The 26,041-nt window shown below is 56.5% G+C and carries 22 protein-coding genes and 1 rRNA gene (1 of these 23 running past the window's edge); 13 read left to right on the plus strand and 10 right to left on the minus strand.

Going from position 1 to position 26,041, the window contains the following annotated elements; translation table 11 throughout:
• The 4 genes from DSM3645_RS31040 to lysA all read left to right on the plus strand — a co-directional run.
• Positions 1-760: ribosomal RNA gene (locus DSM3645_RS31040) — 16S ribosomal RNA — on the plus strand (it extends 838 nt beyond the left edge of the window).
• A gap of 371 nt (positions 761-1,131) precedes the next feature.
• On the plus strand, positions 1,132-1,941 hold the full coding sequence (gene panB, locus DSM3645_RS24200; RefSeq protein WP_002655258.1) for a 3-methyl-2-oxobutanoate hydroxymethyltransferase: 810 nt from the start codon (positions 1,132-1,134) through the stop codon (positions 1,939-1,941).
• 56 nt (positions 1,942-1,997) lie between these two features.
• Positions 1,998-4,064, plus strand: coding sequence for a thioredoxin domain-containing protein (locus tag DSM3645_RS24205; protein ID WP_002655259.1), 2,067 nt, complete (start codon positions 1,998-2,000; stop codon positions 4,062-4,064).
• Positions 4,065-4,165: 101 nt separating this feature from the next.
• A complete protein-coding gene (gene lysA / locus DSM3645_RS24210; protein ID WP_002655260.1) occupies positions 4,166-5,437 on the plus strand; it encodes a diaminopimelate decarboxylase in 1,272 nt (423 codons plus the stop codon).
• Between the two features lie 85 nt (positions 5,438-5,522).
• On the opposite strand, the gene DSM3645_RS24215 is transcribed toward lysA, so the two are convergent.
• The gene (locus DSM3645_RS24215; protein ID WP_002655261.1) at positions 5,523-6,383 is read right to left on the minus strand and encodes an HAD-IIA family hydrolase; all 861 of its coding nucleotides are present in this window, start codon (positions 6,381-6,383) and stop codon (positions 5,523-5,525) included.
• A 426-nt stretch (positions 6,384-6,809) separates the two neighbouring features.
• Here DSM3645_RS24215 and nadA point away from each other — a divergent pair, with 426 nt between their 5' ends.
• The 3 genes from nadA to DSM3645_RS28940 all read left to right on the plus strand — a co-directional run bounded on the left by nadA (position 6,810) and on the right by DSM3645_RS28940 (position 11,501).
• The gene (gene nadA, locus DSM3645_RS24220; protein WP_002655262.1) at positions 6,810-7,946 is read left to right on the plus strand and encodes a quinolinate synthase NadA; all 1,137 of its coding nucleotides are present in this window, start codon (positions 6,810-6,812) and stop codon (positions 7,944-7,946) included.
• Positions 7,947-8,152: 206 nt separating this feature from the next.
• Entirely contained in the window at positions 8,153-9,277 is a 1,125-nt protein-coding gene (locus tag DSM3645_RS24225) for an HlyD family secretion protein (protein ID WP_002655263.1), read from the plus strand.
• A 4-nt stretch (positions 9,278-9,281) separates the two neighbouring features.
• Positions 9,282-11,501, plus strand: coding sequence for an ABC transporter permease (locus tag DSM3645_RS28940; protein ID WP_002655264.1), 2,220 nt, complete (start codon positions 9,282-9,284; stop codon positions 11,499-11,501).
• On the opposite strand, the gene DSM3645_RS28945 is transcribed toward DSM3645_RS28940, so the two are convergent.
• From DSM3645_RS28945 to DSM3645_RS24270, 8 genes are all read right to left on the minus strand, one after another.
• Positions 11,498-12,169 carry a putative metallopeptidase gene (locus DSM3645_RS28945; protein WP_202595006.1) on the minus strand — a complete coding sequence of 224 codons (672 nt, stop codon included), beginning with the start codon at positions 12,167-12,169 and terminating at the stop codon, positions 11,498-11,500. The genes DSM3645_RS28940 and DSM3645_RS28945 overlap by 4 nt on opposite strands.
• A gap of 95 nt (positions 12,170-12,264) precedes the next feature.
• Positions 12,265-12,852 (minus strand): bL17 family ribosomal protein, encoded by a 588-nt coding sequence (locus tag DSM3645_RS24245; RefSeq protein WP_390072914.1) that lies wholly within the window; start codon positions 12,850-12,852, stop codon positions 12,265-12,267.
• A 134-nt stretch (positions 12,853-12,986) separates the two neighbouring features.
• The gene (locus DSM3645_RS24250) at positions 12,987-13,973 is read right to left on the minus strand and encodes a DNA-directed RNA polymerase subunit alpha (RefSeq protein ID WP_002655267.1); all 987 of its coding nucleotides are present in this window, start codon (positions 13,971-13,973) and stop codon (positions 12,987-12,989) included.
• A 75-nt stretch (positions 13,974-14,048) separates the two neighbouring features.
• A complete protein-coding gene (rpsK, locus tag DSM3645_RS24255) occupies positions 14,049-14,429 on the minus strand; it encodes a 30S ribosomal protein S11 (protein WP_002655268.1) in 381 nt (126 codons plus the stop codon).
• Between the two features lie 75 nt (positions 14,430-14,504).
• Positions 14,505-14,876 carry a 30S ribosomal protein S13 gene (rpsM, locus tag DSM3645_RS24260; protein WP_002655269.1) on the minus strand — a complete coding sequence of 124 codons (372 nt, stop codon included), beginning with the start codon at positions 14,874-14,876 and terminating at the stop codon, positions 14,505-14,507.
• A gap of 166 nt (positions 14,877-15,042) precedes the next feature.
• Positions 15,043-15,156 (minus strand): 50S ribosomal protein L36, encoded by a 114-nt coding sequence (gene rpmJ / locus DSM3645_RS29750; RefSeq protein WP_002655270.1) that lies wholly within the window; start codon positions 15,154-15,156, stop codon positions 15,043-15,045.
• A gap of 199 nt (positions 15,157-15,355) precedes the next feature.
• Positions 15,356-16,774 (minus strand): sulfatase-like hydrolase/transferase, encoded by a 1,419-nt coding sequence (locus DSM3645_RS24265; RefSeq protein ID WP_040352984.1) that lies wholly within the window; start codon positions 16,772-16,774, stop codon positions 15,356-15,358.
• A gap of 152 nt (positions 16,775-16,926) precedes the next feature.
• Positions 16,927-17,526: a peptidylprolyl isomerase gene (locus tag DSM3645_RS24270; RefSeq protein WP_002655272.1), complete on the minus strand. Its 600-nt coding sequence runs from the start codon at positions 17,524-17,526 to the stop codon at positions 16,927-16,929.
• A gap of 279 nt (positions 17,527-17,805) precedes the next feature.
• On the opposite strand from DSM3645_RS24270, the gene DSM3645_RS24275 reads away from it, so the two are divergent.
• A complete protein-coding gene (locus DSM3645_RS24275) occupies positions 17,806-19,848 on the plus strand; it encodes a DUF1559 family PulG-like putative transporter (RefSeq protein WP_002655273.1) in 2,043 nt (680 codons plus the stop codon).
• Positions 19,849-19,981: 133 nt separating this feature from the next.
• Here the strand turns inward: DSM3645_RS24275 and DSM3645_RS24280 are convergent, their stop codons facing one another.
• Positions 19,982-21,121: an LptF/LptG family permease gene (locus DSM3645_RS24280; RefSeq protein ID WP_002655274.1), complete on the minus strand. Its 1,140-nt coding sequence runs from the start codon at positions 21,119-21,121 to the stop codon at positions 19,982-19,984.
• A 403-nt stretch (positions 21,122-21,524) separates the two neighbouring features.
• Here DSM3645_RS24280 and DSM3645_RS30730 point away from each other — a divergent pair, with 403 nt between their 5' ends.
• From DSM3645_RS30730 to flgG, 5 genes are all read left to right on the plus strand, one after another.
• Positions 21,525-22,025 carry a ComF family protein gene (locus DSM3645_RS30730; RefSeq protein WP_161603413.1) on the plus strand — a complete coding sequence of 167 codons (501 nt, stop codon included), beginning with the start codon at positions 21,525-21,527 and terminating at the stop codon, positions 22,023-22,025.
• A gap of 85 nt (positions 22,026-22,110) precedes the next feature.
• Positions 22,111-23,079, plus strand: coding sequence for a DUF502 domain-containing protein (locus tag DSM3645_RS24290; protein WP_002655276.1), 969 nt, complete (start codon positions 22,111-22,113; stop codon positions 23,077-23,079).
• A 154-nt stretch (positions 23,080-23,233) separates the two neighbouring features.
• Positions 23,234-24,160 (plus strand): hydroxymethylbilane synthase, encoded by a 927-nt coding sequence (hemC, locus tag DSM3645_RS24295; protein WP_002655277.1) that lies wholly within the window; start codon positions 23,234-23,236, stop codon positions 24,158-24,160.
• Between the two features lie 258 nt (positions 24,161-24,418).
• Positions 24,419-25,186 (plus strand): flagellar hook-basal body protein, encoded by a 768-nt coding sequence (locus tag DSM3645_RS24300; protein WP_002655278.1) that lies wholly within the window; start codon positions 24,419-24,421, stop codon positions 25,184-25,186.
• 36 nt (positions 25,187-25,222) lie between these two features.
• Entirely contained in the window at positions 25,223-26,023 is an 801-nt protein-coding gene (gene flgG / locus DSM3645_RS24305; RefSeq protein WP_002655279.1) for a flagellar basal-body rod protein FlgG, read from the plus strand.
• The last annotated feature ends 18 nt before the right edge of the window (positions 26,024-26,041 follow it).

Here is a 26,041-nt window from a genome sequence, read left to right on the forward strand (position 1 = left end):
GATACCCCGGTAGTCCTAGCTGTAAACGATGAGCACTGGATCGAGGGGACTCCCACATCTTCTCGGTCGTAGCGAAAGTGTTAAGTGCTCCGCCTGGGGAGTATGGTCGCAAGGCTGAAACTCAAAGAAATTGACGGGGGCTCACACAAGCGGTGGAGGATGTGGCTTAATTCGAGGCTACGCGAAGAACCTTATCCTAGTCTTGACATGTTTAAGAATCTCCCTGAAAGGGGAGAGTGCTCTTCGGAGAGCTTTTGCACAGGTGCTGCATGGCTGTCGTCAGCTCGTGTCGTGAGATGTCGGGTTAAGTCCCTTAACGAGCGAAACCCCTATCTCTAGTTGCCAGCGAGTAATGTCGGGGACTCTAGAGAGACTGCCGGTGTGAAACCGGAGGAAGGCGGGGATGACGTCAAGTCCTCATGGCCTTTATGACTAGGGCTGCACACGTCCTACAATGGTGCGAACAAAGGGACGCAAACTCGCGAGAGTAAGCAAATCCCAGAAAACGCGCCTCAGTTCGGATTGCAGGCTGCAACTCGCCTGCATGAAGCCGGAATCGCTAGTAATCGCGGGTCAGCATACCGCGGTGAATATGTTCCTGAGCCTTGTACACACCGCCCGTCAAGCCACGAAAGTGGGGTGCACGCGAAGTCGCTAAGCTAACTCGCAAGAGAGGCAGGCGCCGAACGTGAACTCCGCGATTGGGACTAAGTCGTAACAAGGTAGCCGTAGGGGAACCTGCGGCTGGATCACCTCCTTTCTAAGGAAAACTGTTAGATGACTCAGGAAGACTCACACTTCCTTCTAGCGACGCTTACTTCGGTAAGCGGCGTGGATCGAAAGATCTGCGTCTGTTCAATAGACATCTAACGGTGGGACAGTCTCATACCGCTTAACAAGGTCACAACCATTTTTTATACGAAGCTCGCGATAGTTTTTTCTATCGCGAGCTTTTTTCGTGCGCGCATCTCAAATGCTCATCCCTGCGATGGACGCCGTTGCAGCGAACCTAACGTCAATCACGCGACTCTTGCCGGAGCGGCGGTTGCCTGCGTAGGTCCTCGCCGCGACAATCGAAGTACGTCGCACCCAAGCGTCGGCAAGCAATCTCTAGGAAAGTTGACCCCGCGAATGTCCTCTCACAAACCTGCATCGGATCGCATCACCGTCCCCAAGTTCGTCGCGATGAAACGGGACGGCAAAAAAATCTCAATGCTAACCGCTTACGATCACACGATGGCGCAGTTGCTCGACGAAGCAGGCGTCGATTCGATCCTGGTAGGCGATAGTCTTTCGATGGTCGTCCAAGGACACGATACGACTTTGCCGGTGACGCTCGACGAAATGATTTACCACGCCAAAATGGTGGCTCGCGCAGTCCACCGCGCCTTGGTGATCGTGGATTTGCCGTTTCCCAGTTTTCATCTCGGCGTTTACAGCGCGATCGAAAGCGCTGGCCGCATTTTAAAAGAGACCGGCGCCCAAGCGGTCAAGCTGGAAGGGGGAGTCGAACAGGCCGAAGTGATCGCGGGGCTCGTTTCGGCAGGCATTCCCGTCATGGCCCATGTCGGACTTCGTCCGCAATTGGTCATGCAAATGGGGGGCTACAAAGTGCAGCGTGACGAAGAGCAACTGCTGGCCGACGCCTTGGCGGCGCAAAACGCCGGAGCGTTTGGCATGGTGCTCGAGTGCGTTCCGCGCAGCGCCGCCGCAAAAATATCGGCCGAGTTAACGATTCCGACCATCGGTATCGGCGCCGGCGCCGGCTGCGACGGTCAGGTTCTCGTCGTCAACGACATGTTAGGGCTGACCGGCGGGTACGTGCCAAAGTTTGTGAAAGCCTACGCCGACTTGCGCGGGCAAATCACCACCGCCGCCCGGCAGTACTGTGAAGAAGTCCGCGGCGGAGCATTTCCGGCCGACGAACATAGTTTCAAATAATTTCAGCAGTCGCGGGCAGCGTTTCCTTGTCGTCACCTGCTCCGTCGGAGATCAAAATGGCGAATCGCCTGACTCACGAATCGAGTCCCTATTTACTGCAACATGCCGCCAACCCGGTTGATTGGCGACCTTGGGACCAAGCGGCGATCGCCGAGGCGGTCGAAGCGGATAAGCCCATTTTTCTCTCTATCGGCTACTCCGCTTGTCACTGGTGTCATGTGATGGAGCACGAGAGTTTTGAAAATCAGGAAATCGCCGATTATCTAAACGAGCATTTTGTCTCGATCAAGGTCGACCGCGAAGAGCGTCCTGACCTGGATCAGATATATATGAACGCGGTGCAGATGCTGACCGGTCGCGGCGGATGGCCGATGTCGGTCTTTTTGACGCCGCAGCTCAAACCGTTCTTCGGCGGCACCTACTGGCCGCCGACGCCGCGCGGCGGGATGCCCGGCTTTGACCAGGTGCTGAAAGCCGTCATGGATGCTTGGGAAAATCGTCGCGCGATCGCCCTGGAACAGTCTGAGAAATTCGCAGAGCGTTTGCAAGAGATCGGCCAGGCCGAAGACTCTGGCGAACAGATCGACCTGCATTTGCTGGACGACGCGTACAAGTATCTCGAATCGATCTACGATTTTCGACACGGCGGTTTCGGCGGTGCGCCGAAATTCCCCCACACCATGGATATCGAAGTTTGCCTCCGCTACAGTCGCCGCCAACCAAGTAGTCGCGCCCTGGAAATGGCGATCCACAATTTGGATCAAATGGCCCGCGGCGGAATTTACGACCATCTGGGCGGCGGGTTTGCTCGCTACTCGGTCGATGCGCGTTGGCTCGTTCCCCATTTTGAAAAAATGCTGTACGACAATGCGCTCCTCGCCGGAGTTTACATTGATGGCTATCGCGCCACCGGCCGCGAAGACTTCGCGCGCGTCGCGCGAGAGACTTGCGACTACGTCCTCCACTATCTGACCGATGAAGCAGGCGGCTTCCAAAGTACCGAAGACGCCGACAGTGAAGGGGAGGAAGGGAAGTTCTACGTCTGGACTCCACAAGAAATTGTAGACATTCTCGGAGAAGGGGAGGGGCGTCGCTTTTGTGAGATTTTCGACGTCAGCGAGTCTGGCAACTTCGAAGGCAAAAATATTCTGAACCTGCCCCAGTCGATCGAAGATTGGGGCGCCGCATCCAATCTCGACGTTGTCGAACTTCGCCGCGAGCTTGATGTCGCTCGCCAACAACTTTTGCAGGTTCGCGACAAGCGTATCCGGCCCGCCAAGGATGACAAAGTCCTTGTCAGCTGGAATGGCCTGATGATCGACAGCTTGGCCAGAGCGGCAGGCGCTTTGAGTGAACCCAAGTATCTAATCGCGGCCGAGCGAGCCGCCGATTTTGTGTTCGACAAGATGATCGATGACTCGGGGCGGCTGTTGCATTCGTATCGCCACGGCGTCGCCAAGCTGGCGGCCTATCTCGACGACTACGCGAATCTCGCCAACGCTTGCATTTCGCTGTACGAAGCAAGTTTCGCCGAGCGGTGGCTGAAGCGCGCGATCGAGCTGACAAATCTAATGATGCGTCACTTTGGCGATCCCGTGGGCGGCGGCTACTACTTTACGGCTGACGACCACGAAAAGCTGATCGCGCGCAACAAAGACTTGTATGACAATAGCGTGCCGAGCGGCAATTCGATGGCGGCGGTCGTTCTGCTGCGGCTGAGCGCCTTGTTGGGAAATACCGAACTGCTGGACGAAGCCGTGACCACGATCCGCGTCGCCGCGCCGCTGATGAAAAAACATCCGACGGCGACTGGCCAGATGTTAGCGGCGGTCGATCGTTATTTGGGACCGGCTCGAGAAGTCGTGATTTTTGGAAATGCCGATTCTGGCGCAACCCACGAGTTTTTAGCGGAACTACGTCGCAGCTATACCCCCAATAGCGCTATCGCCTGCGTTTCATCCGAGAAGGCATTGCCTAGTGGCTCGCCGCTGGCTCCGATCTTTGCGGGGAAGGGCCCGTTGCCCGAGGCCGACGGAACTGTCTATGTCTGCGAGAATTTCGCCTGCCAACGACCGGTTACGGCCGCCGAAGCGATCGCCGATCTGCGGCAATCGCCTGCATGAACCGCAAGCGAAGGGGCGTGTCCCGATCGAGGATCAGAATCTAAAATAAGCGATTCGATCCGCAATAATTCCTTTCTTCGACGCCCATAGGTAGACCAGCTATGCCGACCGTGCCGCAATTTAAGACGTTTCGCACCGAAATCGCCGGAGTCCCGGTTCTCGATTTGGCGGCGAAATACGGCACTCCCACCTTCGTCTACGACGCCGCGAAGATTGTGGAACGAATCGAGGATTTGCGGGCGTTCGACGTGATTCGCTACGCTCAAAAGGCTTGTTCCAATTTGGCGATTCTCGATCTGATGCGCAAGAACGGCGTGATGGTCGATGCGGTCAGCGCCTGGGAAATCCGTCGCGCCTTGGCGGCCGGTTACGGCGCCAAGGGAGAACCGGCGCCGCTTGTCTACACCGCCGATATCTTTGATCACGAAGCGCTGGCCCTTTGCGTTGAACATGGACTGCACGTCAATTGCGGCTCGCCTGACATGATCGCCCAGTTGGGCGAAGCGGCGCCGGGAAGCGAGATCACGTTGCGGATCAATCCTGGTTTTGGTCATGGTCATAGCCAAAAGACCAACACCGGCGGCCAACAATCGAAGCACGGCATCTGGCACGAGCAACTCCACGAGTGTTTGCTGATCGCCGATCAGCACGGCGTCCGCGTGACCGGACTGCACATGCATATCGGATCGGGCACCGACCTGGAGCATTTGGCCCAAGTTTGCGGTTCGATGGAGAAAGCGGCGCTCGAAGTAGGACGGACGATCACCACGATCAGCGCCGGTGGCGGCTTGCCGATTCCGTACAACGCTTCCCAAACCTATGTCGATCTTGATCAGTACTTCGAGCTGTGGAACGGCGTCCGCAAACGACTGCAAGACTCGTTCGGACACACGGTCTCGCTAGAAATCGAACCAGGCCGCTATCTATCAGCGGAGTCCGGATTCTTACTGGCCGAAATTCGCGCCATCAAAACGATGGGCGAGAACAAGTTTTACGTGGTCGACGCAGGCTTCAACAACTTGGCGCGGCCAATTCTATACGGCTCTTATCATCCCATGTCGATCGCGCTGGCCAGCGGCGAAACGGATGAACGGCCGCATTTGGACGTGGTTGTCGGCGGGCCGCTCTGCGAGTCAGGCGACATCTTTACGCAGGAAGAGGGCGGTTTTGTCGGAACGCGCAGCTTGCCTGCCGCATCGATCGGCGATTTTCTCGTGATCGAATGCGCAGGAGCATACGGCTTTGTCATGGGATCGAATTACAACTCGAAACCCTTGGCCGCCGAAGTTTTGATTCGAGACGGCCAGACCCATTTAATCCGCGAGCGTCAGACTTTCGAGAATCTAATCGCAGGCGAGCATATCCCTGGCTAGGTCGCTGAAGACCACCAAGCTCGCGTCAGCAAATATCATGGGTACGGCTTGGATCGCCTGCTGACGCGAGTCAATGCGGCGCAAATTATGCGCCGCGGGCAGCCGCGTACATCGAACGCTCGCTCTCTTCCATCGGATGCGGCGTGATGCCGTGATCCCATGCCGGAAGCATCGCATCATTTTCGATGTCTTCGATCAAATCGACGACCGAGTTAATCACGCGATCAGGTCGAAATGCATAGGACGGCAAATCTTCGGCGCGCGAACCGCCGCTAAGCGTCAACGTCGCGTAGTAGCCCATCTGCACAGCGCCCAAGATATCGGTTTCCATCGTGTCGCCTATCATCACGGTTTCCCACGAGCGAACACCGAGTTCCCATTGCGCCGAACGCATCATCACCGGACTCGGTTTACCGACGCTAAACGCGGTCTTACCTGTCGCTTTCTCGATGAACGAAACGGTCGCACCACAACCGCTGCGTGTGCCAGACTTGGTTGGGCAGTTCGGGTCAAGATTGGTCGCGATCAATTGCGCGCCATCGAGCACCATCTGCACCGCCGCATCCAACATCTCAAGCGTGATCGAACGCGCTTCGCCGACGACCACATAGTCTGGCGCATGATCGACAATTGCGTAGCCATTGCGATGCAGCGCATTGTGCAGTCCCCCTTCGCCGATCACGAACGCTGTTCCACCAGGCTTTTGCTTGGCCAAAAATCGAGCGGTCGCCATCGCACAGGTGAAGATGCGGTCTTCGTCGACATCAATTCCCATGCGAAACAACTTGGCCGCGACGTCGCGACGCGTGCGCTGGCTGTTGTTGGTTAGGAATAAAAAGGGTATCTGCTTCTTTTTCAGTGTTGCGATAAAGCGATCAGCGCCGTCAATCAGCTGACTGCCGCGATAAATAACGCCATCCATGTCAATCAAAAATCCAAGGCCCATCGTTCTCATTCCTTGTTAAGTCGAACCGGTAAGCAAAAGGTCGGACCAGACTACGTTAGGCAATTGACATGCCAAACCGACAAGGCGACCGCTCTCCACCTAATTACCATCTAACGGATTGGTTTAGGTGAAGATGTCGGGCACTGCTTAATTCATGCGCAGTGATGACGGCGGCGAGTTTCGCATTATGTGGATGCGAGCTAGCACGGCGTTTCGCACGTTATGCGCGGCTATCTTGCGTTTCATTGCGCACGGGTCGCCATCCTGTACCGAGAAAGTCGTTTTGGCCTATGAAAAACTACCGGAACTAACGCAGAACTTCGGGCATTGATTTCTGACAGGTTTCGCTGGCCCTACAGCACGTAGTCGCCCAGAGGTATAATTGGCTGTTTCCATCTCTCTTTCGGCAGAAAAGCAAATAGCGCCATGACGACGACGCTTGAGACTCCGGCATTCGACTTTGCTCCTTATCGCTCGCTCAGCAATGAAGAGCTGACGGATCGCATCAACGCGGTCCGCCGCAAGCAGGGAAGTCGCCTGATGATCTTGGGGCATCACTATCAACAGGATGAAGTGATTGCGCAGTCCGACTTGCGCGGCGACAGTTATCAATTAAGCAAGATGGCGGCCGACAGCGGCGATTGTCGCCACATCGTCTTCTGCGGCGTTCACTTTATGGCCGAGACCGCCGACATCTTGGCGAATCGTCCCGAGAAGATCGCGGCGCGCGACGGACATCGCGTCGATGTGATTTTGCCCGACATGGCGGCCGGTTGTTCGATGGCCGACATGGCGGCGATCGATCAGGTCGAAAATGCGTGGGAAGATCTGGGCGAATTGATCGACACCAATGACATCACGCCGGTCACTTACATCAATTCGGCCGCCAGCTTAAAGTCGTTTGTCGGTCGACATGGGGGCATCGTCTGCACGTCCAGCAACGCTGCGTCGGTTCTGAAATGGGCGTTCGCACGCACTAGTCGCGTGCTCTTCTTCCCCGATCAACATCTCGGCCGCAATACGGCGCAGACCATGGGGATCCCCAACGATCAGATGCCGGTCTGGAATCCGTACGACTTGGAGTTTGGCGGCAATACCGCCGAGGCGATTCGAAACTCGAAAGTGATCCTATGGAAAGGACACTGCAGCGTTCATCAGATGTTCAAGAAGGAGCATGTCGCGGCGTTTCGGCGCGATTACCCCGGGATTCAGATTTTGGTCCATCCCGAATGCATGCAGGAAGTCAACGAAATCGCCGACGTGTCCGGTTCGACCGGAAAAATTATCGAGACCGTTCGCAATGCGCCCGCCGGAACCAAATGGGCGATCGGCACCGAACTCCATCTAGTGAATCGTCTAAAGCAAGAGCACCCGGAACAAGAGATTCACTTTCTTTCGCCGGTCGTCTGCATGTGCGCCACGATGTATCGGATCGACCTGGCGCATCTTTGCTGGAGCCTGGAAAATCTGGATGCAGGAACTCCGGTAAACGTCGTGCGGGTAGATGACGAAACGTCGCAGTGGTCGCGCACGGCGCTCGAAAGAATGCTGAGCGTCACGTAGTTCTCGCGCTGGCGCAGCAGCGCCGGGACGCATAGAATTCGTACAATCGGCACGACCTGCCCAACGGCTCGTAAACATTCGCCGCTAGAAATCCCCGGCGACATTGCGCGTGTGATGGTTCCTCGTCGAGTGTTAGAGTTGCCGACGCTTCAACGTATCGGCCGCTGGGCCGAACGGCAACTTTCACATCGTCAGCGAATGCCGCCATGTCGTCCCGTATCGCGATCATCGCCGTTCTGGTTCTGGTTTTCGGATCGCTCTTGGCCTACAGCCAGTTGCGGCACGAGCCGCTAAAGGTCTCTGGATATATCGAAGCGGAGGATATCCGACTCGGTTCGCGGGTCGGCGGACGCATTGCAGAAGTCTTGGCCGACGAAGGAGACCGCGTCGAAAAAGGCCAGATCCTCGTTCGCTTGGAACCGTTCGATCTCAACGAGCAGTTGGCCGCCGCCAAGGCCGAGCAAGACGACAAGCAGGCGATTCTCGACAAGCTGAAGTTCGGGTACCGAGTAGAAGAAGTCGCCCAGGCGAAAGCCAAAACCGATCAGTTGACGGCGCGACTGAAGAAATTAGTCGACGGCCCGCGTAAACAAGAGATCGACGCGGCGCGAGCAGAGCTAAAAATGGCCTCTTCCCAACTAGAGTTAGCCCAAGCCAACTTCAAGCGTGAAAAAGAGGTCTTCGAGAAAGGCGCCGGCACGCAGGAGAGTTTTGATCGCGTCGCCGATCTCCTACGTGAGGCCGAAAGCTCCTCGGTCGTGAGAGAGAACAACCTTTCGCTGTTGGTCGAAGGAACGCGCCAAGAAGAAATTGACGAAGCTCGCGCAGCGCTCGACGAGGCGACGCAGCAGTACGAGTTGATGAAATCCGGCTTTCGCACCGAAGATATCGCCCAAGCCGCAGCCGCCGTCGCCGCGGCCACCGCGAATGTAGCCGCGATTCAAAAGCGAATCGAAGAGTTGGATATCGTCGCCCCCAGCGACGCAATCGTCGAAGCGCTGGAGTTAGAGCCCGGCGATTTGATGGCGCCCAATGCGCCGATGCTAACGTTGATCGACCCGAACAAATTGTGGGTGCGCGCTTACGTTCCAGAAAACCATCTGAATATCGAACTTGGTCAGATGTTGCCGATCACCGTCGATAGCTTTGACGGCGAGTTTCAGGGGGAGATTACTTTCATCGCGCGGAACGCCGAGTTTACGCCTAACAATGTGCAAACGCCGGAAGAACGCTCGAAGCAGGTTTTTCGTATCAAAGTGACGTTGCTCGATGGGCGCGACAAACTGCGATCGGGTATGGCCGCCGACGTTTGGCTCGAGCCGAGAAAGTAATCTCATGAGCGAGCCAGTCATCCGAGTCGAAGGACTCTCCCGTTCGTTCGGCGATCTTGTCGCGGTGGACGATGTCAGCTTCGAGGTCCGCCGCGGCGCCATCTTCGGCCTGCTCGGCCCCAATGGTAGCGGCAAGTCGACCATTATCCGCATGCTCTGCGGCGTGCTGGAGCCATCCTCCGGCGACGCATCGGTGCTGGGCTATGATGTGCACAAAGATCCCGAAGAGATCAAACGCCGCATCGGCTACATGTCGCAGAAGTTCAGTCTGTATAGCGACCTGTCGGTTCGCGAGAATCTCGACTTCTACGGGCGGATCTATGGTCTGACCGACGAACGTTTGGCCGAGCGTCGCCAAGCGGTGCTCGAACTGACCAACATGAATGATCGAATCGATCAGCTGGGCGGCAATCTCTCGGGAGGTTGGAAGCAGCGGCTGGCGCTTGCCTGTGCGCTCATTCATGAGCCGGACGTCCTCTTTTTGGATGAACCGACGGCCGGTATCGATCCGGTAGCGCGTCGTCAGCTCTGGGATCTGTTGTTTGAGTTGGCGGCTCAGGGGGTGACTCTGTTCGTGACCACTCACTATATGGACGAAGCCGAACGTTGCACCGATGTCGGCTATATCTTCATGTCGAAACTGCTGGTGCTCGGTCGCGGCGAAGAACTGAAGCAATTACCCGACGTCACGCCGGAGGGGACCAAGCGGATCGAGATTGATGCACACAATCCATCGACCGGACTCACGAAACTGATCCACGTCAGACAGGTCCGTGATGCGACGCTGTTTGGCGAGATGATCCATGCGTTGGTCGACGACTCGTACACGCACGAGCAACTGGCCGCCGATCTGGGGACGACGGCCGATAAACTACCGATTCGCGAAATCGCACCGACCCTGGAAGATGTCTTCGTTACGCTCACCAAAAATGCGGAAGAGCGGCACAACAGCGGCGAACCAGCGAAGACCGTTCGGCTGGAATCGGCGATCGACAATTCTGAGGAAAATGTCGAAGAAGCTTCGGCGCCCTCCCCTGCTCTGCGCCAGAAACATGAGTCGACGCTGACCGGACGTTCGACCGATGGTCTGCTCGCCGTCTTTGTCAAAGAGATGTCGCACATACGCCGTCAGCCCAGCACGCTCTTCTTCATGTTTGTCGTGCCGGTCATGCAGGTGCTGATTTTCGGCTACGCGATCGACATTCAGATCGAAAACATTCCGATGGTCGTCTACGACCTCGATGGTCGGCAAGATAGCCAACGACTGATTGATTCGCTGGTCAATACGCGCAAGCTGAAATTGATCGGCAAAGTCTATGACGAGGAGAGCTTTCAACGCTCGCTCACCTCGGGCCGGGCAAAAGTCGGCGTGCTGATACCGCCCAATTACAGCGATAGTCTGGCGCAAGGTCGTCAGGCGCAGGTGCAAGTCTTGATCGACGGCAGTGATTCGCAGGTCGCGACGACGGCGCAGAACGCCGTTGCGCTGTTAGGCTTAAATCTTTCGATTGGTCGGGCCAAATCGGCGGCGACAGATGCGCAGCGAGCTCCCGCTCGCGATCAGTGGGGCGAACTCGCCCTGCCGATCGATGTTCGTCCCCGCTTGCTTTATAACCCGGATCTGGAAAGCGCCCGGTTCTTTGTTCCCGGTCTAGTCGGCATCATTTTGCAGTTGGTCACGCTCTTCCTGACGGCGTTCGCGATCGTACGCGAACGGGAGCTGGGAACGCTCGAACAACTGTTTGTGACGCCGGTCGGCCGCGCTGGCCTGGTGCTGGGAAAACTGGTCCCCTACTCGATCATCGGCATGGTCGAGATGTTGTTGGTGCTGACCGTGATGGTCTACGTCTTTGGCGTGCCGATCCGCGGCAATCTGATGTTGCTGATCGTGTTGTCGGCCCTGTTTATCGTCTGTTCACTTGGCCTGGGCTTGTTGGTTTCGACCTTGGCCAAGACGCAAGTCGCGGCGCTGCAATTCGCCTTTTTAATCATGCTGCCGTCGGTGTTGCTCTCAGGATTCATGTTCCCCCGTAGTGAAATGCCGCTACCGATCTATCTGGTCACGTTCGCAATCCCGGTGACCTACTTCATCGAGATCCTTCGCGGCATCGTCTTGCGCGACGCCGACTTCATCGACCTGGTCCCATCGATCGTGGGTCTGTCGATCTGCTGCCTGGTGATTTTAACGGCCAGCATCGCGCGGTTTAGAAAGCAGCTGGACTAACCTGTTTTGCGACGGCGAGTTTTCGTTTTCGCCGGAGCCGGGTCGACCAGTTCCATCTTGGGGCGCGGGATCTTGATTCCGTAGACGCGGCCGAACTGTTGATGCAGTTGGGCGAAATTGAGTTCGAGAAACTGGTACAGAGAACGCAGCGGCGCCGTCATCAGGTATTTGTTGGCCAAGATCCCCATCTGTTCGTCGTACTCTTTTTGCGAGTGCGAATGGGCGTAGCAGCGCCCCGGGAGTCGGCGGATATCGCCGTCAAACTTCGGACTAACGTGCCAGAGTTCATGGAAGATGGTGATCAGCTTCTCTTGGAAGCTCATATCCATGAATCGCGGCAGATAGAAGGTGAGGATATAGAGCATCTCGCGTCCTCGTTCGTCAGCGAGCCGTTGAACGCGATAGGAACGTCCGCGACGTTTGGTGACCGCTGAGCCTCCTTCAAATCGCAGCGGCGTCAGTGACGCAAATACGCCGTAAGGAACGTCTTTGCGGGCCTGAGCGACGGCGACGGCGATCCGGCTGAGATCGATATGCTTCAACTCGGGTGAGCGAGCGATCATATCGGCGACCAACTGCCGCATGCTCCAAGAGAAGTCAAAGCCAGGTTGCGAGTTGCGCTTTACCAACGAAATTGTCCGTCGCCCTGTCGTCGCCAATGGTCGCATGCGCCGATCGTCCATCCATGAAAAAAGCCGTTATGCTCCGTGCGGGGAGTATAACGGCTTTCGTTTGTTTTAAGCAAAGCGAATTAGAGCGTAAATTACGCCTCTTCGCCGGCGGCGGCAGTTTCACCTTCAAAGGCGGGACGCTCGGCGGCTTCGTGCTTACGATCGCGATCATTCCCGACAAATTCGATAATCGCACGCGTTCCGGCGTCACCCAAGCGGGGCGTCGCCAAACGCAAAATCCGGGTGTAACCCCCTTCGCGATCTTCAAACTTCGGAGCAAGTTGGTCGAACAGCAGATCAACTGCTTGATGATTGCACAGCATCGCGACAGCGCGACGACGCAGCGCCAAAGCAGGCGCCTGAGCGTTGTTCCAAGCGACGTATTCGTCACTCTTGCGCCACTCACGATAGGCTTCGTTCGGCTTGCCGTTGGAGTCATACTTGGCGTGCTTCGTCGCCAATTTCTCAGCGGCGCGAAGGTGCGGCAGAGCTTTGCGGGCGAGGGTGATCACCTTTTCGATGTACGGGCGAATTTCTTTCGCCTTCGAGATCGTCGTGATGATCCGGCCTTTGACCTTCGGCACGTTCCGCCCCGCATCGGGCGTATCGGTCGAGAGGTACTCATAGCCCGACTCATTCACATCGTCGCTACGTAGCGACAGGATTAGACTGCTCGCCATGTTCCGCATCATCGCTTTGCGATGGGGAGACGAACGCCCAAGAACCCGGCCTTTTTTTCGATGTCGCATGCTACTGAAGTCTTAAAAAAACTATAAGCGTGTGAATTGCAAATGACGGCTGTTGACGCTGTTCGTTAGCGAGGCGCCGATTGAACACGCATTCCCAAGTGCAGGCCAAGCTCTTTCAGCTTTTCGCGCACTTCGGTCAGCGTGGTTTCGCCAAAGTTCCGAACTTCCATCAACTGATCTTCGGTACGACGAACCAGGTCGCGGACCGTATTGATGTTTTCTGATTCTAAGCAGTTGCTGGCTCGCACCGACAGGTGCATCTCGGCCAGACTCATGTTCAGCTTTGATTCCAGCACGGGATCCAATCCGCTCGACTGCGTGCGGCTGGGAATGCTGATCTTCGAGCCGAGTTCGTTGTATTGAACGAACGGGTTCAGGTGCTTGCGAAGGATCTTCGCCGCTTCAACAAGCGAGTATTCGGGATGAATCGAACCATCGGTCCAAATCTCCAGAGTCAGCTTGTCGTAGTTGGTCTTTTGACCGACGCGGGTTTCTTCGACTTCGTAACGAACGCGAGTCACCGGGCTGTAAACGGCGTCAACCGGGATAATGCCGATTTCGTGTTCAGCGGTGCTATGTTCGGTAGCCGGAATGTATCCGCGGCCCGATTCGACGACCATTTCCATCATGAATGGAATGTCGCCGGTGATCGTGCAAATGTGAATGTCTTTGTTGATGATGTCGACTTCCGGATCGCACTGAATGTCGGCGCCGGTAATCGTGCAGGGCCCCTGCTTTTCAATCGTGACGACTTTCGTCATCTCGGAATGCTTTTTGACGACGATCGCCTTGGTGTTCAGGACGATCTCGGTCATGTCTTCGACAACGCCGGGGATCGAGGTGAACTCGTGCTGAGCTCCGCGGACCTTAATCTGCGTAACCGCGGCGCCTTCCAGGCTCGACAGCAAAATGCGTCGCAAGCTATTGCCGATCGTGACGCCAAAACCGCGTTCAAACGGCTCAGCGATAAACTTGCCATAATTCGGCGAGAGTGATTCGGCTTCGCAATTAACGACGCTCGGCAGCTCCAAACCGCGCCAGCGAATATGCATTGATTCTCTCCGTTCGACGAACTTCGAAACAGCTGTGGGGGGAAATAGAAACGCGATGCCCAAAAGCGTGAAGCTTTAGACGCGGCGTTTCTTCGGCGGACGGCAACCATTGTGCGGGATCGGAGTGCAATCTTCGATCGACCGAACGTTCAAGCCGGCGGCGGCCAAAGCGGTGATCGCACTTTCACGGCCCGAACCCGGACCTTTCACGCGAACTTCCACTTCTTTCACACCGAACTTCAATGCCTTTTCGGCAGCCTGTTGGGCGGCGCACTGGCCGGCGAACGGGGTGCTTTTGCGACTACCCTTGAAACCGCAGGTGCCGGCGCTTGCCCAGCAAAGCGAGTCTCCCTTGGCGTCGGTAATCGTCACTTGCGTGTTGTTGAAGGTCGCTTTGATATGCACGACCGCCTGCAATACGTTGCGACGAATTTTCTTCTTTGCTGCCTTGGCCACTGCGCCAATACTCCTGAAAGGTGAATGTTCGCTCGTCTCTCATTGCTCTCAAAAGGGAGCAACAAGCCTGCAAAATTATCGCAGGTCCTTCACGCCCTTCTTGCCGGCGACCGTCTTTTTCGGTCCCTTGCGAGTTCGGGCGTTCGTGCGAGTTCGCTGACCGCGAACCGGCAGACCGCGACGATGACGCATGCCGCGATAGCAAACGATGCGATTCAAACGCTGAATGTTTTGAGCGATTTGTCGGCGGAGGGGACCTTCAACGGTGTATTCCGTTTCCAGCAGCCCGGCGATGCGGCTTAGCTCATCTTCGTGCAGCTCGCCCGCTTTGCGTTCCTGCGAGATACCAACTTTCACGCACAGCTCTCGAGCGGTGCGCGGTCCGACTCCGTACAAGTACGTAAGCGAAATCCAGGTTGGTTTGTCGTTCGGAATGTCGACACCCATCAAACGGGGCATAACTCTACTCCTGCCAAGACGCGGTAGCGTCGAAATTACTCTATGTGCTTAAAATTGAACGGGTTGCGTGCGGTGGTAAAGTTGCGTTTTGGCCCCCAAGGGGAACGATCGCAGCAACCAAACCGAGTCGCCGTCAAACCTAGATCTTCGAGATCTAGCCCTGACGTTGCTTATGGCGGGGATTCTCGCAGATCACGAAAATCCGGCCGCGGCGGCGGACCACTTTGCACTTATCGCAGATGCGTTTTACGCTTGCTCGAACTTTCATCGCCTACAGCTTCCAATCAATGCTTATGGTGGAAGCGAGCCAGTATAACGCTCCTCGCGACTGGCTTGCAAGGCCTCCACGCAGGAAAACTGACCACGAAGTCTACCCCATTTTCGAGCCGCTCGGCATATGGCAATTTAGACAAGATTACGCGACGATCTGGTCGGTTTCTCGAGGTTTTTGCGTATTCCGCGACGATCTACAGCCAATCCGCATAGGCTTTTTTCAGATCTAATTCGTCCCCGACCTCCGTTTGCAGCTTCAACAAGCGATTCAATAATTGTTCAATTCGCGTGCGTTGATCCGGATTCCCCGCCAAATCTGCGCGCTCCTGCGGGTCCGACGTCAGATCAAACAGCTTTAGCTTGGCGATGGTCGGATACAGAATCAGCTTGTACCCATCGACCGTGATCATTCGCTGGCGATCGAGATAGGCGCCATAAATGGCGTCGTACTGCACGTCGCGCTCGCCGCGAATCACCGGCAATAGGCTCCGAAATTCGACGTGATCCGGCTTTTCCACACCGGCCAACTCCAAAGTTGTCGCCATCACATCCTGCAGATAGACCGGCGTTTCGCACACTTTCCCTTGCGGCAAACCGGGCCCAGCGACCAACAGCGGCACACGAACACTGTGGTCATACATATTTTGCTTCCCTAGCAGCCCATGATGACCAACCGCCAAACCATGATCGGCGGTGAAAAAGATGTAGGTATTGTCAGCTTTACCGGTTTTCTGCAACGCATCCAGGATGCGGCCGATTTGCGCATCCATATGCTCGATAATCGCGTAATACTCGCTACGGTGGACCTGAATCGCATGGGGAGTGCGGGGAAATGGGGCCAGTTTCTCATCGCGGAGCGATTTCCCGGCGCCCATCGCCTCTCTTTCCGGATACAAAGGCTGAAAATCGGCAGGCACATCGGTCTTTTCGGCGGGATAGTGATCGACGTAATCCTGCGGCGACTGTCGCGGATCATGCACCGCATTGAACGCTAGGTACATGAAAAACGGCTTATCACGCTTGGCCGCCGTATCGAGAAAGTCGACCGCATCGTCCGCGACGACTTCGCTCCAATGTTTGCCTCCGGCCCAGAACCCGCCAAACTGCGGATCGGACGGGGACCAAGGATCTTCGCCCCCCGCTGGCGGGCGATTGTAACCATGGTTCGTATCTTTCGGCATTCCTCCCCGAATATGGGCGCTCGTCTCAAACGCTTTGGCGGCGTTGGCCGGAACGTGCCATTTACCAGTCATATAGGTGTCGTAACCAGCCTGCTTCATGTACTCCGACCAAAAACGGCCCGCGACACGCTCTTTCTCGGCGGATTTGTAGACCTTCTCGGCATGCCAGACAAAGCGCCCCGTGTTGAGCATCGTGCGGCTGGCGACACAGACGGCGCCGCTCCACGATCCCATGTTGTAGGCATGCGTAAAGCGGGTGCTTTGCTTTGCCAATTGGTCTAAGTGGGGCGTCTGTACCATCGAATGACCATAGGCTCCGACACATTCGTAGCTATAGTCGTCGGCGAAGAGGAAAATGATGTTCGGCTTATCGGCGGCTTGAGTGAATGAAGCGGCCAGCAAAACGAGAAATAGCGAGGCGAATCTAGGCATGACAAGAACTTCTGGCGGGAGTATTGCATTCGGGGGGGATTGGAGCCAAGACTCCCTTTATAACCCCCCAAAAGCTTGTTTGCCAAATAGAAAACGCCGGCAGTAGAGGCCGGCGTTTTCGAGTTCGTTGGTAATTTCTAGGGGCGCATCGACTATTTATCCCAGACGCCGCAGTTGGCGATCGTCACCGTCGCACGAGGTTTGCCGCTCTGCGAACCGAGGGATTCAAGCCTTTTGACGACCTCCATTCCTTCGACCACACGACCAAAGACGACATGCTTGCCGTCAAGCCAACTGGTCTTCACGGTGGTGATAAAGAACTGGGAGCCATTGGTCCCCGGTCCCGAGTTCGCCATGCTCAACACGCCGGGCCCATCGTGCGTCAAATCAAAGTTCTCGTCGGCGAACTTGGCGCCATAGATGCTTTCGCCGCCGGTGCCGTTGCCGTTTGTGAAATCGCCCCCCTGCAGCATGAACTGCGGGATAATGCGGTGGAACGAGCTTCCCTTGTAGGTCAGCATCTTGCCAGAGCGGCCTTTTCCCTTTTCACCGGTGCAAAGAGCACGGAAGTTTGCGGCCGTCTTTGGCGTCGTATCGCCAAACAAACCGATCACAATCCGGCCGGCGGGCTTGCCGTTGACATCCACTTCGAGAAAGACCTTGTCGGTCACTTTGCCCTGCGAAGCAGGAGCCGCTAACAACGAAGAAGCGGAAATAACCGAAATCGCAACAAACATCGCCAAACGCAACATGAACAGCTCCGGGGAGAAATGGTGGTGAATTCTGTCAGGCAGACCTCCATTTTGCAACTTTCCTCGCAATCCCGCCAGATGAACCTGACTTCTCCCCTTCAACCGCGTGCTTGACGCCGTATCTCCGATGGCAACTCCCCCAATTTAAACCATCGACGCCGATAGATGAGGAAACGGTAAAGATCGCAAGAATTTCCGTTGACTTAGGTCAGCGAAGCGGAAGTGATCGCCTAGAATCGGCCTCTTATACCGCGATTTCGAAGGTGACCGATCTTGAACATGAATTCCATCTCTCCGCGACCCTACTTTATTTTGCTGTTGCTCTGCGCGCTGCTGCACGGGGGCTGCAGTTGCAGTTCGGAGGCCGAAAACCGCATGAACGCCGTGTCGTTTAGTCGTTCATCGGATGAAGAGGAGGACGAGACGCCCCCGCCCGCCGCACCGGCGCCGAAGAAAAAAGCTCCGGCCAAAGCTCCGGTCAAACCAGAGGTCGCGAAAGCCGCCGATACAAAAACCGCGGCGCCAGCAGCCGAAGAAATGCCGGAGGCCGCGGCTCCGCCAGTCAACTCAAAATACGCCGAGCGCCGAGAACGCATCGAGCGATTGGCGAAAAACCCGCCAGCCGACAAAGGCTCAGAGGCCCAAACCAAGCTGGAAATTATCGGCGAAGCCTTGGCCGACATGATTACCGAAAAGGGAGAGATTCCCTCAGCGGTCCGTAAAGACTCGCGGGGCAATACGCTGCTGGGATGGCGAATCGATCTCTTGCCGTATCTTGGCTACCAAGACCTGTACGATCAATTTGCGGTCGACAAGCCCTGGAATGACAAGCAAAATCTGGCGCTCGCGGGCAAGATTCCGCCGGTATATCAGTCGCCCGAGCGAAAAGATGAAGCGACCAATTTTCTGATGGCGTTTGGTCCGACCTGCGCCGCGCGGGCTTCTTCGCCCACGAGTCTCGACACAGTCGGACGTCGTTCGCTAAGCACCATTCCACTGATCGTGGAAGCGGACGACGCGATGTCGGTTAGCTGGGTCAAGCCGTTCGATCTCGAGTTCAATCCCGCCGCTCCGCGGGAAGGAATGGGACAGCTTCGCGGCGGCTCTATCTTTGTGGTGACCGCCGACGGCAAAACGCACAAAGTTCCGCCGGCGATCACGGCGACCGAAATGACCGATTTTTTCGTGCTGGGTAACGGTCTGGATGTTCGAAAGTTCGGAGACGCTTCCAACCCCGATCCAGCCAAAGTTGCGAGCGGCGCTGCGTCCGGCAATCAAGTTGCGTCGAATATGACCACCGCCAATAGGCCGCGATCGGATGCCGCCTTGGGCCCTGCGTTGGGCGAAACTCCCGCTGCGGGATCACGACCAGGACTCGCGAAGCTGCCGATTCCAGACCCCAAACTGTCCGATGATGCGGAAGCGCGAATTCGCGAAATTTTCGCCGACGAGTTTCGTGCCGCTGATTCGGAAAACCGGCGCTCGATGCTGGCCTCGATGTTTGTTTCAAACGCCGAGAAGCTGGGAGATGATCCTATCCAGCAGTTTGCCATGCTATCGCTCGCTTATCAGTTGGCCATCAAAGGCAAGTCCCCAGCGATCGCCAAAGATGCGTTTGAGCGTCTCAATCGTCAGTATGAATTTGACACGATCAATCAACAGTTGCAGTTGCTGAGATTTGCGACCGAAAATGTCGCCCGCATTCCCCATGCACGCAAAGACGAATTTAAGCAACTCGCCATTCAACTCTGGCAAATTTCGTATGACCGGAACAACTTCAAAGCGGTCGACGAATTGTTTGCGATCATCGAGACCTTCGCTCGTTCGCAAAATGACACGCAGATGTTGAACCGGATCGCTGCGTTACGTGACCAAACAGCGGAAGCACGCAAGGTCTATGTCGAGATTGAATCGCAGTTTCTTTCGCTCGAACGCCCCTCTTTTAATCCAGAGGGTAACTTATTGGTCGGCCGCTACCTTTGTCTCCATCGTAATCAATGGCAGCAAGGTCTCCCCTTCCTCGCCAAATGCAGCAATCCAAAGATCAAAGACGCCGCGCTGCTAGAGTTGGAATCTCCAACCGCTCCGGCAATTCAGGCCGAAATCGGCGATATGTGGTGGGACGCGGTCGCCGGCTTCAACCCGGTCGAAAAGAAGCGAATCCAAAGCCGCGCCGCTCAGTGGTACCAGGCCGCCGTCAACGGATTGCCCAACAACATCGAGCGCATCAAAGTGCAGCGGAATCTGGAGGAGTACAAGAAGCTGTATCCGGATGACAAGATCGCACCGCTGTCACCGGGGATTGATACGGCGAGCCGATAGAACAAATGAGTTCCGCACTTCTCTCGCTGGCGAGTTTTGAAATAGCGTCCCTTTTTGCCAAACCGCGTTTGGTTAGATCCACTATCTGGGCTGACGAAGAAAGGTACGTCGTGACGCACTTTTCCTCTCTTCCTCACGATCGCATCGACTCTGACATATACGTCGCGAACGGAACAAACAGCATCAGCGGAAACCAGGCCGCAAAGGCGGGGCTGACCATGTAGTTGGCCCCAAGTCCGCGGCTGGCCATCGTGACGCCGAAGAACAAAACGACCACCGCACCGCACAGGCCCACTGCCACAAAGACGTTCCGATTGTCGTTTTTCAGCACCAGCGGCAACCCCAACAGCAGCAGCGTCATGTCGAGAAACGGCTGCGTTAGTCGGCTATGAATTTCGACACGAACATCCGCGCCGAAGTCCAGCGAGCGGTTCCGCAGTGCGGAGATCAGCGCCCAAGTCGAGGCGCTGCTCCGCCACTCGCGACTGGCCGTTAGTTGCTCGAACGTCAGCTCGCTGACCACAAAGCATTGATTGGGCGCGAGCCAGGCATTGTCTTGCGGCATTAACACAAAGACGCTTCCGTCGCGATCGGTGAGCGAAGGAATCTCGGCCAGGTTTTCCGGCTCGGTCACCTCATCCAGCAAATAGCCGCTGGGGCGATCGGCTTCGGCCGGTTTGAAAAAGGCGTTTACGGCGTTGATTTTTGTCCCGACCCCCGGCTGAGATCGCGGCAGGCGGAACTTTGGAGCTTCGATCCGCAACTCGTTGGCGAACGTATGATTTCCGCTGATTAGCACGTCGGTCAGATTGTCATACTTCGGTTGCAACTGCTTCGCCGATTCGCCGAGCCAATCTTGGGCGTTGCGGCTGAGTGCGTCGGAATATTCCGGCACGACAAACTCGCGATTCAGGGCCCCCAGGATCGCAATCAAGCCGACCGCGATGATCACCGGACGGACGATCCGTTCCTTCGTGATGCCGGCCGCCATGAGTGCGGTCATTTCGTTGTGTCGCTGCAGCCAGGTGACGGTAAACATCGCCGCGATCAGCGTCAAAATGCCGCCGGTCATGTTGAAGAAGGTAAAAATCCGCGGCGTGTAGTAATCAAACAGAATGGGAAACGCGCCGCGACCCGTTTGCTCTCCATAACGGAGAAATTCGTCCAGGTTATTGAACGAATCGATCACGACATACAGCCCCGTAAAGCTGATGAAGAAGATCAGAAACGACTTGATAAACTGCGTCAGTAGATAGCGGTCGATGATGTACACGGCCGGAGCAATCTCGACGTTAATGGCGGAACAGTTGGGGAAATCGCCTGGAGTTATACCCGCACAGAGATTTTTCCCAAAGGTGAATCGGCGGCCGAGTTCCCCTATACTGGGCCAAATGTCGACTCCCCCTGCTAAAATCAATTGGGGCAAATTCACAAGCTGGGCAACTTGGCCTTGGCGGAGCCTGCTATTGCCGGCCCACTGTCCGCTTTGCCTGGACTCACTCACCGACAGGTTGGACAACTCGCCCGAGTATTGCGTCGCATGCCGAGAACAATTTGTCTGCGCCGAGCCTCGCTGTCGAAGGTGCGGAAATCGGCTGCCTCCTGGTCATGGGCCGGGTCGAGATGCCTGCGACGTCTGTCGCGACCTTCGTCTGAAATGGGACGGGGTGATCACATTGGGCGATCATTCTGGTCTACTGCAACAAGCGGTAATTGCGGCGAAACAAGCCAGCGGAGCGCCGGTCGCCGCCGCGATGGCCGAGTTATTGGCGACAACGGCGGCCCAAACCGATTGGCTAGGAAAGGTTGATCTGGTTATTCCGACGCCGATTTATTGGTTGCGACGAATTCGTCGCGGCGTAAATCCCGCCGAACGGCTAGGCGCGGCGATTGCCAAACGGCTGAATGTGAAATTTTGCCCCCGGTTGTTAAAAGTCGCGCGAATCATGCGCAAGCAATCGGAGCTTCGGATTGCCGCACGGCGGGCCAACGTACGGGACGGCTTTCGAGTGAGAACTCCGCATCTATTGACCAATGCAACGGTTCTGTTGGTCGATGACGTGATGACCAGCGGCGCGACGGCGAACGAGATAACCGGTAAAATGCGCAGATGCGGCGCCTCTCGCGTAATCGTGGCCGTCGCCGCACGTGCGCCACGCGGCGAAACAGGAAACTAGCGTTTCCAGATCACTCAATGGCCTTTCAAAGGTCGAAGAAGTTCGTGCAGTACCGCGCACTGCTAGCAAACCCCTTCAGCATGATATGAATTCGGAAGAGCAACCCCAAAAACCGAGCGGAATCCAGTCCTTTCGCCGTGCGCTATTGCGCGGGCTCGGCTTGGTATTGCCGCCGCTGCTGACGGTATTGATCCTGATCTGGGTCCTCACCACGGTGCAGAACTACGTTCTGATGCCGGTCGAATCGACGGCTCGCTACGTCGTTTCGATGGCGATCCGCGATGTCCGCAAGACGATGCCAGATGCGAAGCCGGGGGACGAGACGGCGCTGCTCGACAACCAGGTTTATCATCGGACGGCGAACGGTAACTGGATTCCGGAATACGTTTACACGACGGTCCGAGACAATCTGCACGATCAGCCGATCCCTTACTCCGGCGTCGCGATCTATCAGGAATATGTCCAAATTCGCTTTCTGCAGCGACGTTATACGATTCCGTCGCTCCTCTGCATTTTTGTGCTCATCCTGTATTTCACCGGCAAATTTGTCGCGATTGGGGTCGGGCGCATCTTGTGGACGGCTTCAGAACGCCAGATCCTGCACCGCTTGCCGGTCGTGCGAAACGTCTACTCGTCGGTCAAGCAAGTCACCGACTTCCTGCTCAATGACCGCGAATTGGAGTTCACGCGAGTCGTCGCCGTCGAATATCCCCGCAAAGGTATCTGGTCGCTCGGCTTCGTGACCAGCGAAAGCCTGCTGGATATCCGCAGCGTCGCCAACGAACCGGTCATGACCGTACTCATCCCGACATCGCCGATGCCGGCGACCGGTTTTACGGTCAACGTCAAGAAAAGCGAGACCGTCGACCTGAATATCTCATTAGATCAGGCTCTGCAATTTATTGTGAGCTGCGGCGTCGTCGTACCGGATCACCAGATGACGCGCGAAGTCGCCAATCGAATTTCGACGCAAATCGCCGAGGCCCAGCAGAACGGCATGCATGAGGACGACGCAGAGCCGGTCGAACAATCACCCCCCTTTGTGCAGAAATAGCCCCCTCCTTTTGCTGCCAAGTCTCGCTAATTCCCGCCGCTTGCGGTATTCTGTCGGGGGATATGCAAATCACGATATCAAGGGCGTCTCTCGCTTGGGCAAGTTTGGGCGGCGTCTCGCTAATACATTGGCTTCCCTTATCGTATAGAGAATCATGCCAGCAATACGGATTGGAACGCGGGGCAGCCAGCTCGCACAGTGGCAAGCTAATTGGGTCGCCGATCAGCTTCGCGCTGTTGGAACCGATGTGGAGATCATTCACATCGCCACCCAAGGTGACGTAACGCAGGGACCGCTCGACTTGATCGGCGGTCGCGGCGTTTTTACAACCGAGATCCAAGCTGCGCTATTGGACAATCGGATCGATGTCGCCGTCCATAGCTTGAAAGATCTGCCGACCGAGGCGGTCGTCGGACTCCGACTGGCCGCGGTTCCCGCGCGAGGAGCCGACGGAGACGTGTTAATTACGTCCAAAGCGAGCGACGTTTTGGGCCTTCCGCAGGAATCGATCATCGGCACCGGCAGCATGCGCCGCAAAGCGCAGTTGCTCCATTTGCGACGCGACTTCCAGATTCGCGACATTCGGGGCAATCTCGATACTCGCCTGCGGAAACTGGACGATGGTCTGTACGACGCGATCATTTTGGCAGAAGCGGGATTGCGCCGACTCGAATTGATCGAACGGATTCGCCATGTCATTCCCAAGGCCCAGATGTTGCCTGCCGTCGGGCAAGGGGCGCTGGGCCTAGAGATCCGTGAACGAGATTCCGCTACCGCCGCGATGCTGGCGCCGCTCAATCACGAAGATTCGCACTACTCGGTGCTCGCCGAACGTTCAATGCTGCGGAATCTCCGCGGCGGCTGCTTGGCGCCTGTCGGAGCCTGGGGACGAATCGATCCAATCAAGCAGTTGCTTTTTCTCGATGGAGTCGTCGTCAGCGGCGATGGTCATCACAAGGTCACCGCTTCCGCCTGCGGACCGCCCAATCGGGCCGAAGACATCGGCCGTCAAGTCGCCGACCAATTGGCGATCCAAGGCGCCGAACGCCTGATCGCTTTCGCCCGAGCGACCGGCAGCTAATCCGGCCGGCAAATCGCGACGCTTGCGGCAACTCTTTCCGCTAGCGTCAAGCAATCCCTGCGTCTTCGGCAACTTCTGCGGTATCGCAGCATCTCTACTTCACGGACGGCTGCGAATAATTCCCACGCCGTATCTCTCGGAAATTACGGCACTTGCGAAGTTCTTTGGTTCGCCGTGATGCGGCTGCGTCTGTTTCGGCACATCCCTTGCATTAGATGAGCGACGCCTGGGGGGGCGAATCATGGACGAAACGCAACAATGCCATACGGCCTATACATCGCCGCGGAAGGCGCCCAAGCCCAAGCCCAACGGGTCGAAGTTCTCGCGAACAATATCGCGAACGTCGACACGACCGGCTTCAAGCGCGATTTGGCCGTTCTGCAGGCTCGTTATTCCCAGGCCATTGAAGACGGCAAAGACTATCCCAACTCCGGCTCGATCAACGATGTCGGCGGCGGCGTCTACGTCAGTGAAAAAGTAACGGATTACTCACGCGGCGTTCTGAAAGGAACCAATGTTCCGACCGACCTGGCGATCGCCGGCGATGGCTTCTTCCAGGTTGAGATCGATGGCGAAACCTATCTAACGCGAGCCGGCAATTTTACCTTCACCGCCGATGGCGCCCTGGTCACTCCGGCCGGCAACGCCGTCCTGGATGCGGAAGGAGAGCCGGTTCAAGTTGATCCGGAAGCGTTGGCCAACCACGTCGGCAACTACTTTGACGAAAACGGCTTTTGCACCGTCGGCGGCGACGTCGTGCCGCTGGCTATGGTCAAACCCAAATCGGTCAGCGATCTGGCCAAGTATGGCGACAACGCCTTTTTCCCGTTGGCTCCGGTCGAACCGCTAGCCCTGGAAGAACGACAGACCCGCGCCGGTTACCTGGAAGGATCCGGCGTCAACTCGATCACCGAAATGATGACGATGATCGAAGCCCAACGCGCCTACGAAGCGAATGTAAACCTGATCAAGAATCACGATGAGATGCTCGGCAACCTAATCAGCCGCGTCCTCCGCCAAGGCTAATCGCCGGCGTCTTTCCCCCTTGGATAAGTAGCGATCATGAGCGTTCAAACCCTATATACCGCCGCGACTGGGATGCAGACTCTGCAGACCAAGCTTGACGTGATCTCCAATAATCTGGCGAACGTGAATACGACCGCCTTCAAAAAGGATCGCATCAATTTCGAGGATCTGTTTTACGATAATCGCGTCTTGCCAGGCAAGCTGGACGGCAGCTCGAACCCGACGCCGACCGGCACGCACATCGGCATGGGCGTTCGCGTTCAGAGTACGCAAACCGACTATCAACAGGGCGCGTTTCGCGAAACCGATCGCTCGCTCGATTGGACCATCCGCGGCAAAGGCTTCTTTCAAGTCCTCGACCCGACCGGACAGACCTACTACACGCGAGCCGGCAACTTCTCGATCAACGCCAACGGCGAAATCGTCACCGGTTCGGCCGGCGTCGGTCGTCCGCTCGAACCCTCGATCACGATTCCGCAAGACACGACCGGCATCGAAGTCTCGTCGGACGGCATCGTCTCGGTGCAACGTCCTGGTCAGCAAACGCTGGAAGAAGTGGGACAGATTCAACTGGCCAACTTCATCAATCCAGAAGGTCTGCTGAAACTGGGCGATAACTTGTACTCCGAAACGAACGCCTCCAGCGCGGCGATCGTGGGCAATCCGAACATCGACGGTTTCGGCAGCGTTGAAAAAGGCTTTCTAGAAGCGTCCAACGTCGAACCGGTGCAAGAGCTAGTCGACCTGATCACCACGCAGCGGGCCTTTGAGTTGAACTCGCAAACCGTGCAAGCCGGCGATCAAATCCTGCAGCTTGTCTCGAACCTGCGTCGTTAATCGCCTAAACGCCTAGAA

The organism is Blastopirellula marina DSM 3645 (genome assembly GCF_000153105.1).
Lineage (GTDB): Bacteria > Planctomycetota > Planctomycetia > Pirellulales > Pirellulaceae > Blastopirellula > Blastopirellula marina.

Bases quoted from the DNA above. Each gene is read 5' to 3' on its own strand.
- rpmJ (WP_002655270.1), bottom strand. From the start codon at position 15,156: ATGAAAGTTCGAGCAAGCGTAAAACGCATCTGCGATAAGTGCAAAGTG.
- DSM3645_RS24300 (WP_002655278.1), top strand. From the start codon at position 24,419: ATGCCATACGGCCTATACATCGCCGCGGAAGGCGCCCAAGCCCAAGCC.
- hemC (WP_002655277.1), top strand. From the start codon at position 23,234: ATGCCAGCAATACGGATTGGAACGCGGGGCAGCCAGCTCGCACAGTGG.
- DSM3645_RS24275 (WP_002655273.1), top strand. From the start codon at position 17,806: ATGAATTCCATCTCTCCGCGACCCTACTTTATTTTGCTGTTGCTCTGC.
- DSM3645_RS28945 (WP_202595006.1), bottom strand. From the start codon at position 12,169: ATGCGACCATTGGCGACGACAGGGCGACGGACAATTTCGTTGGTAAAG.
- DSM3645_RS24225 (WP_002655263.1), top strand. From the start codon at position 8,153: ATGTCGTCCCGTATCGCGATCATCGCCGTTCTGGTTCTGGTTTTCGGA.
- rpsM (WP_002655269.1), bottom strand. From the start codon at position 14,876: ATGGGTGTCGACATTCCGAACGACAAACCAACCTGGATTTCGCTTACG.
- DSM3645_RS24205 (WP_002655259.1), top strand. From the start codon at position 1,998: ATGGCGAATCGCCTGACTCACGAATCGAGTCCCTATTTACTGCAACAT.
- DSM3645_RS24290 (WP_002655276.1), top strand. From the start codon at position 22,111: ATGAATTCGGAAGAGCAACCCCAAAAACCGAGCGGAATCCAGTCCTTT.
- DSM3645_RS24265 (WP_040352984.1), bottom strand. From the start codon at position 16,774: ATGCCTAGATTCGCCTCGCTATTTCTCGTTTTGCTGGCCGCTTCATTC.
- DSM3645_RS24270 (WP_002655272.1), bottom strand. From the start codon at position 17,526: ATGTTGCGTTTGGCGATGTTTGTTGCGATTTCGGTTATTTCCGCTTCT.
- lysA (WP_002655260.1), top strand. From the start codon at position 4,166: ATGCCGACCGTGCCGCAATTTAAGACGTTTCGCACCGAAATCGCCGGA.
- DSM3645_RS24215 (WP_002655261.1), bottom strand. From the start codon at position 6,383: ATGGGCCTTGGATTTTTGATTGACATGGATGGCGTTATTTATCGCGGC.
- DSM3645_RS28940 (WP_002655264.1), top strand. From the start codon at position 9,282: ATGAGCGAGCCAGTCATCCGAGTCGAAGGACTCTCCCGTTCGTTCGGC.
- flgG (WP_002655279.1), top strand. From the start codon at position 25,223: ATGAGCGTTCAAACCCTATATACCGCCGCGACTGGGATGCAGACTCTG.
- DSM3645_RS24245 (WP_390072914.1), bottom strand. From the start codon at position 12,852: ATGGCGAGCAGTCTAATCCTGTCGCTACGTAGCGACGATGTGAATGAG.
- panB (WP_002655258.1), top strand. From the start codon at position 1,132: ATGTCCTCTCACAAACCTGCATCGGATCGCATCACCGTCCCCAAGTTC.
- DSM3645_RS24250 (WP_002655267.1), bottom strand. From the start codon at position 13,973: ATGCATATTCGCTGGCGCGGTTTGGAGCTGCCGAGCGTCGTTAATTGC.
- nadA (WP_002655262.1), top strand. From the start codon at position 6,810: ATGACGACGACGCTTGAGACTCCGGCATTCGACTTTGCTCCTTATCGC.